Here is a 6,805-nt window from a genome sequence, read left to right as displayed (position 1 = left end):
GCTCAAGCTATAGAGGAATATATCAAATACTATAACGAAGAAAGGATAAAGAGCAGATTAAAAGGCTTAACTCCGAAAGAATATCGGAATCAAGCCTCTATTAATCCTATGTTTTAAAATGTCTACTTTTTAGGTCCCACTTCATTTTAATCACCTATTCCTTTATTTTTTGATTTTAACTCAATTTCTTATCCCAAAGACAAAAAAGACTGATTAGGTTCATTTTCAGTCCAAATTAGTCCTCTTTTTCTTTGCTTGATTAAATTTGTTATATTTTTATTAAAAAGGTATGATAAAAACAAACTAAAAGGGATGGCAATCATTATGAAAAACAAAACATATGAATTGATTTTAAAAATTCAACTAGTGATAGGAATACTACTTATGCTTTGTCTTACTTTGCATGTAGTACCCACTTTCAAGATGCCTATGGTGTATCCAACTGTCTTATGTGCACTAGTAGTAATATTCATCTTAACCCTCTTAGAGAACAAGAGCCGTTATATCGAAGCAGCTGCTAAATGGCTAGGCGTCCTAGTATTACCATATGCATCTAACCTAATGGTCTATACTGGGATTTCAGCCCTCAATGTTGTATTGCCTAAATACGCAATGTTTTTCTCCATCGTAGGCTGTATCCTTTTACTAGTGATCAATATTCCCTGGGTAATGATTGATCTGCCAATAGTAAAAAATGGCTTTATGCGTGTGTTAAGCATTGTTATTTTTGATGTAAGTTTCACATTTAATGCTAATGACTTTATTAACTTACCAGACTCACTTCACTTTCTTGTATACGATGCCTTGATAGTTGGCATAGAAAGTTTTATTTTAGCTTTCTTTATAACTAATGCATGGGGCTTGAAGTTCAGCTGGAATTTGAAATTTGTTAAAACAGACAATTTTCAATTAGGATCATTAATTGTATTAGTGCTGGTGATGATTTGGCTTATCTTCTTTAACACGTATTTAAATATTGTAAATAACTGGGAAGAGCTGCTTGCCTTTTGGAATTGGAGTAGTTTTGAAGTTTCGTATCATTTCACTACAGATATAGTAGACTTTTCAGTTAGATCTGGTTTTTATGAAGAAATATTTCGTGGGCTAGAAATCATTGTCTTGCTTTACGCTATGCGCAACTTCAAAGGCAGAGTCATGGCAGCAGTAATAATATCAGCAATTTTATTCAGTCTAGAACATTTGAGTAACTTGGGAACTATTACTAATGGCACCTTCTATTCTGTAGATATGACAGCACAACAGCTTACATATGCTTTTGGTATGGGACTTGCACTTGGTGTTCTCTATTTATATACTGGCAAATTATGGCTAGGAATGGTAATCCATTCTCTAGTTGATTTGGAGACATTAAGTACCGACGGCGCAATTACTATGTTTAGTGGGTGGCTAGGCTCAATTCTCTTGTTAATTGTTGGTGTCGTAATTTTCGCTTGGATGTTAACAGGTAAGAGACGGAAATTTATGGAAGATAATGCAAATAGAATTATTGGAAAATAAGAACGATTTTGAGTGAATTTTTTCATTAAAAAAGGCTGTGCACCCCTGCACAGCCTTTTCTCTTACTTTATTTCTATTATTTTCTTACATATTCGCCATTCTTGTACTTGAATACCACTTTCTTATCAGGCAATTGAACCGTAATTCTGCGATATACAGGACCAAAGCCATGCTTTTCAAGCTTAACTTTCACATCACCATTTTTAGCCTTGATCTTGTACAAGTTGTATTCACCATTTTGGTACTTAAAGTCAGTACCATCATCTTGATAGTGAGTGTACTTACCCTTCTTACCAAATAATCTAAAGGTCATACTCTCATCTGGTTCATCAGAAATGTGACTAACTTCCTTGCCCCATGGCAAGATGGTGTTCTTCTTAATGAACAATGGCAACTTATCAATTGGTGCATCAACTAAAATTGTCGTCTTACCTGCATGTTCAACGCCATTCCAGAAGTCAATCCACTTACCCTTTGGTAAATATACTGCACGCTTAGTTTGACCTTCTTGAACAACTGGGGCTGCCAAAATGTCCTCGCCCACCATATATTCATCATTCAAGTTATGCACCTGTGGATCATTTTCATAATTCAAGACAAGTGGACGCATAACTGGAAGTCCAGTCTTAGTTTCACGATAGAATTCATCGTAAAGATATGGAATAAAGTGGTAGCGTAACTTCAAATACTTACGGTAAATTGACAAAGTTGGCTCGCCAAATACCCATGGTTCTTGTGAGCGCGTACCTAGAGCCGCATGGTTTCTGTACAATGGGCTAAACAATGCTCCTTCGATCCAGCGAGTAAGTAATTCTGGTGTAGTATCAGCACCAAAACCACCAATATCAGTTCCGGCAAAGCTAAAGCCACTCATCCCCAAGTTACATAATTGTGGAATCATCATTTGGACATGTGTCCATAAACTTTGGTTATCACCAGTCCAAACTGTGGAAAACTTTTGAGTTCCTGCATATGCGGCTCTTGTGATTACAAATGGTCTCTTACCACTGAATCTCTTTAATCCTTCATAAGTTGCCTTAGCCATATTATGACCGTAAACGTTGTGCATCTTCTTATGAGTTGAAGCTTCTTCTTCATTGTGGAAGACGATATCTTGCGGAATTTCGCCCTTAAATGATGCTGGTTCGTTCATATCATCCCAGATACCTGAAACGCCAAGGTCAACTAAGTACTTGCAGTTCTTAGCCCACCATTTACGTACTTCTTTTCTACCAAAGTCTGGGAAGACTGCTTCACCTGGCCAAACTTCATTTACATAGACAGTACCATCTGGAGCCTTAACGAAGTAGCCCTTTTCAATACCTTCTTTGTAAATCTTGTAGTCATCATCTTTCTTAACACCCGGATCAATAATTGTGATGATTCTGAAGCCCAATTTACGCATCTTAGTGATGAATTTTTCTGGAGCTTCATAGTTATCCTTTCTCCAGGTAAAAACGCGGTAGCCGTCCATATAGTCGATATCAAGGTGTAAAACATCGCATGGTAAGTCATATTTACGTAAATTTTCTGCGATTTTTTCTACTTGTTCTTGGCTTACACTGTAGCCCCAACGAGATTGTTGATAACCTAATGTCCACTTCTGTGGCATTGGTACACGACCAGTTAAGTAAGTGTAATTAGTGATTACTTCCTTGAGTGAATCGCCGCCAATGATGTAGTAATCAATGTTGCCGTCAACTGCAGAGTAGTAGTAATAATCATTGCTCTCTTTACCTAAGTCAATGTGGTTGCGGTAAGTATTATCAAAGAAAATTCCGTATGGATGACCATCTTTTAAGCCAAGCAAGATCGGAATTGACTTGTACAAACGCGTAAAGCTTTCAACTTGTGGATCTGGATTATCAGTATTCCAGTTGTCATAAGCATAATGGCGCTTGTTCAAGAAGCCGGTCTTATCGCCCAAACCGTAGAATTGTTCATCACTAGATAATGATTTAACAATTTCGTAGTAATTTTGATCATGTGCGCCAAGCATCTTTTTAACGTCATGACCTTCAGATTCAGCTAATTCAAGGTGTTCTTTATCCATTTGACGGTCAATTGGTGTCCGCTTTTGACGATAATCAAGGATTAATGGATTGCCCTTTTCATCGTAGATATCAATTTTTTCGTCATCATATGCCTTAACTACTAGTTTAGCTGTGGATAATTCAACGTGATCCTTATCTTGCTTAACCTTAAAGTCAGTCTTTATCTCCTTATCGCCTTCAATTGCGTAAGAATTGCTGGCGTTGCCACGATCTTGGAACACACGCACAATTTCTGGCGTGATCACCGTTAAAGTCAGTGGCTTTTCTTCATAATTTAAAGTAATTTTTTGCGCGTCTTGAGTAAAATTGATAAGTTTGTTAACCATAATTTACCTCTATATAAATCAAAACTATGTATTCGCTTTCAATTTTAACACAATAAGTTTATTCTCTTATCTTTCAAGCAATGAAAAAAGCTAGCAAGTTTGCTAGCTCTTAATTAGTTGAATATGTCTGACATCTTCGTTGGAATATTATTATTTTCCGCAAAGTACTTCTTAAATGTATCAAAAGTAGGCTCTTCATCTTCGCGGCGAGTGTACATATCATGCACTGCTAATAGCCCTGTGATCATCAAGTTCACACCTAAAATAATTAACAAACCAATCAAAATATATAAAACATAAAGCATGACAAGCACCTCCATCAAATATTAATAATTCTATCTGTATTACTTAACTAATACACTAATATCTAATGGAGAATTTGTCAATTATTTTTGTGAACTATTTTTTCCTGCCAATATACAAAAAGCCGAAAATGGCTGGACCGATAACGATTGCACCAGCTACTGAGATAACCAAAACAAAAGCAAAACGAGGCATAATGAAGAAATCCATGCTGAAGCCACGTGCAGCCCACATACTAAAAAATGTTATTACCCAGGCAATAATCATCGAAAGAATTAATTGCCAAGGCGAAAATTGATTCTGTGAATTTTTATTGTCCATCTTTTTTCCTTCTCAAAACAAAACAGCTACTAGGCTTAATTAAAAGTCTAATAGCTGTCAGGTTTATTATCAATTAATTTATTTGCGAGCTAGACCATTAAAAGCTAAGCCAAGTGCGGCGCCACCTAATGCACCAGCTTGATGTGATACTGGGTAAGACTTAGAAACAATTGCGTGGTGGAACTCCATAACGCCCTTAGATAACTTGCTTTGCCAGCTTAATGGATCAAGTCCTACACGAATTAAGTTGCAAACATAATTTGCACTTTCACCATTTTCAAGTTGATGCTTTGCTTTAAGCAAAACTTCACGCTCTTCTGGTTTAGTTTCTTCGTTAACCAATAGATCAGTAATATTATTCAAAAGCCAAGTTTTTAAATCATCTATTTCTTCTTGATACATAATGTATTCTCCCTTTCCTCAACTTTTGATTAAATTATATGCTCAAAAATTGGGAAAGCAATATCTTTTGAAAATATTTTTTCTAATGTTGTGAAGCTCCAGTAATGGCATCAGCATTCTTAATTTGGTTTTCTGCAGTAACTGGATATGGCTTTTTAATTCTAGGATCCGTGTTAGATGGCAAAGTATCTAATCCGTAGTGAATTTTGTCTATCTTGGCATGTTTAACATCGTCAATTGTCTTGCAACCAGTCAATTGCATATCGATCTTTAATTCATCATCTAGTTGCTCAATAACGCTCTCTACGCCCTTAGCACCGCCTAAAGCTAAGCCATACAAGTATGGACGGCCAATGCCTACTAAGTCTGCACCAAGTGCTAAAGCCTTAAAGACATGTGAACCGCGACGAACGCCAGAATCAAATACAATTGGTACGCGATGGTTAACTGCCTTCGCAATCTCAGGCAAAACATCGATTGTAGCAGGAGCACCGTCTACTTCACGGCCACCATGATTAGTAACATAGATACCGTCTGCACCTGCACCAATAGCTTTATAGGCATCTTCTGCACACATAACGCCTTTTACAAAGACTGGCAAACCTGATTCTTGCTTAATTCGTGCCACATCTTCTGGACCAATCTTTTGTGCACTAGAAGCATACATTTGCGCAACGCTTTGACCTTCACCTTTTCCGCCTATGTAACGGGTAAAGAAATCAAGCGGAACTGGATACTTAAACTTGGTTCTCAAGTTAGCTTCACGATAGCCAGAAACTAAGGCATCCACAGTTAAGAAAATCCCTTTATAGCCAGCTTTTTTAATTGCATCAAAAACCATCTTGTTGAAATCCCAATCTTTGCTCAAATACAATTGGAAAAATCTTGGAGCTTCTGGTGCAGCAGCTGCAATGTCTTCTACGCTCTTATTAGCATATGTACTTGATGAGAAAAGCGCACCAGCTGCAGCAGCACCTTCTTGAGTTGCTATTTCGGCATCCTTATGTGCAATACCATGACAAGCAATTGGTGAAATCATAATTGGAGTCTTCAGCTTCAACCCCATGAATTCCGTATCAGTTTGTGGATCCTGTATATCGGTTAAAGCACGAGGCACAATTTGATAATGATTAAAGGCTGAAGTATTTGCACGCCAGGTCCATTCATTTTCAGCACCTGAAGCAATGTAGTAATATGCACCTTCTGGCATTACTTTTTTAGCACGTTCTTCTAGTTCATCTACGTTGATCATTGAAATTTTTTCATTACGGTCACTTTGAGGAAATCCATTGTAATAATAAGTCATAGCTAATCCTTCTTTCGCAATGCTTTACTTTATTTGACACTTCAATTATAGATGAAAACGTTTTTTAAAGTTAGTGAAAAATGCTGAAAAATGTTTTAATAACGGCAATAGTTAAGTTCTTTTTTTCACAAATAAAAAGAGAAGGAAGTTTTTTATTTTCTCCTTCTCTTTCAAAAATTATTCTTCAGTATAGATCTTTAATGCTGCTTGTAACTTTTTTACACCAGCTGGAGCCTTAAAATCATTTTTAACTAAATAACCCGACAGACCCTCATCAAGTTCTTTAGCAATTTCGTGAACTGGTTCATTCTTGCTAGCTCTGAATAATGCTACTTTAACCAGCTTCATAATGTCGCTATTGCCTAATAGATCGAGATCGCTGTTAACCAGTTCTCTCACCTTAATCATGAAATCATTGTCTTTAATATTAATATCTGGGTGCATCCCTACACCCTCCATTGGATTTCTCATAACTTTTCCTCCGATCTTCACTTTGTTTTAGCATAGTGCAAAACAAACAAAACATTCTAAGCTTAATAGTGAATTGATTATCCGACGGGATAGTCGATTCACTA

At 36.7% G+C, this 6,805-nt stretch carries 8 protein-coding genes; 2 read left to right on the top strand and 6 right to left on the bottom strand.

Annotation, left to right across the window (positions count from 1 at the left end):
- The coding region (locus tag RDN22_RS10745; protein ID WP_308554877.1) for an IS3 family transposase at positions 1–117 on the top strand (117 nt) is incomplete at its 5' end.
- A gap of 312 nt (positions 118–429) precedes the next feature.
- Entirely contained in the window at positions 430–1,518 is a 1,089-nt protein-coding gene (locus RDN22_RS10740) for a CPBP family intramembrane glutamic endopeptidase (protein WP_308558098.1), read from the top strand.
- 76 nt (positions 1,519–1,594) lie between these two features.
- Here the strand turns inward: RDN22_RS10740 and RDN22_RS10735 are convergent, their stop codons facing one another.
- The 6 genes from RDN22_RS10735 to RDN22_RS10710 all read right to left on the bottom strand — a co-directional run bounded on the left by RDN22_RS10735 (position 1,595) and on the right by RDN22_RS10710 (position 6,701).
- The gene (locus tag RDN22_RS10735; RefSeq protein ID WP_308558097.1) at positions 1,595–3,898 is read right to left on the bottom strand and encodes a glycoside hydrolase family 31 protein; all 2,304 of its coding nucleotides are present in this window, start codon (positions 3,896–3,898) and stop codon (positions 1,595–1,597) included.
- 113 nt (positions 3,899–4,011) lie between these two features.
- Positions 4,012–4,203, bottom strand: coding sequence for a hypothetical protein (locus RDN22_RS10730; protein WP_308558096.1), 192 nt, complete (start codon positions 4,201–4,203; stop codon positions 4,012–4,014).
- A gap of 94 nt (positions 4,204–4,297) precedes the next feature.
- Positions 4,298–4,522 carry a hypothetical protein gene (locus tag RDN22_RS10725; protein WP_308558095.1) on the bottom strand — a complete coding sequence of 75 codons (225 nt, stop codon included), beginning with the start codon at positions 4,520–4,522 and terminating at the stop codon, positions 4,298–4,300.
- Between the two features lie 78 nt (positions 4,523–4,600).
- A complete protein-coding gene (locus RDN22_RS10720) occupies positions 4,601–4,924 on the bottom strand; it encodes a bacteriocin immunity protein (RefSeq protein WP_308558094.1) in 324 nt (107 codons plus the stop codon).
- Positions 4,925–5,006: 82 nt separating this feature from the next.
- Positions 5,007–6,230, bottom strand: a complete 1,224-nt coding sequence (locus RDN22_RS10715; protein WP_308558093.1) for a lactate oxidase — start codon at positions 6,228–6,230, stop codon at positions 5,007–5,009.
- A gap of 177 nt (positions 6,231–6,407) precedes the next feature.
- Positions 6,408–6,701, bottom strand: coding sequence for a bacteriocin immunity protein (locus tag RDN22_RS10710; RefSeq protein ID WP_308558092.1), 294 nt, complete (start codon positions 6,699–6,701; stop codon positions 6,408–6,410).
- Between the last annotated feature and the right edge of the window lie 104 nt (positions 6,702–6,805).

Source organism: uncultured Lactobacillus sp., assembly GCF_902491705.1.
Lineage (GTDB): Bacteria > Bacillota > Bacilli > Lactobacillales > Lactobacillaceae > Lactobacillus.
Note: the sequence above shows the minus strand (reverse complement) of the source record. Positions and strands in the feature narration are given on the sequence as shown.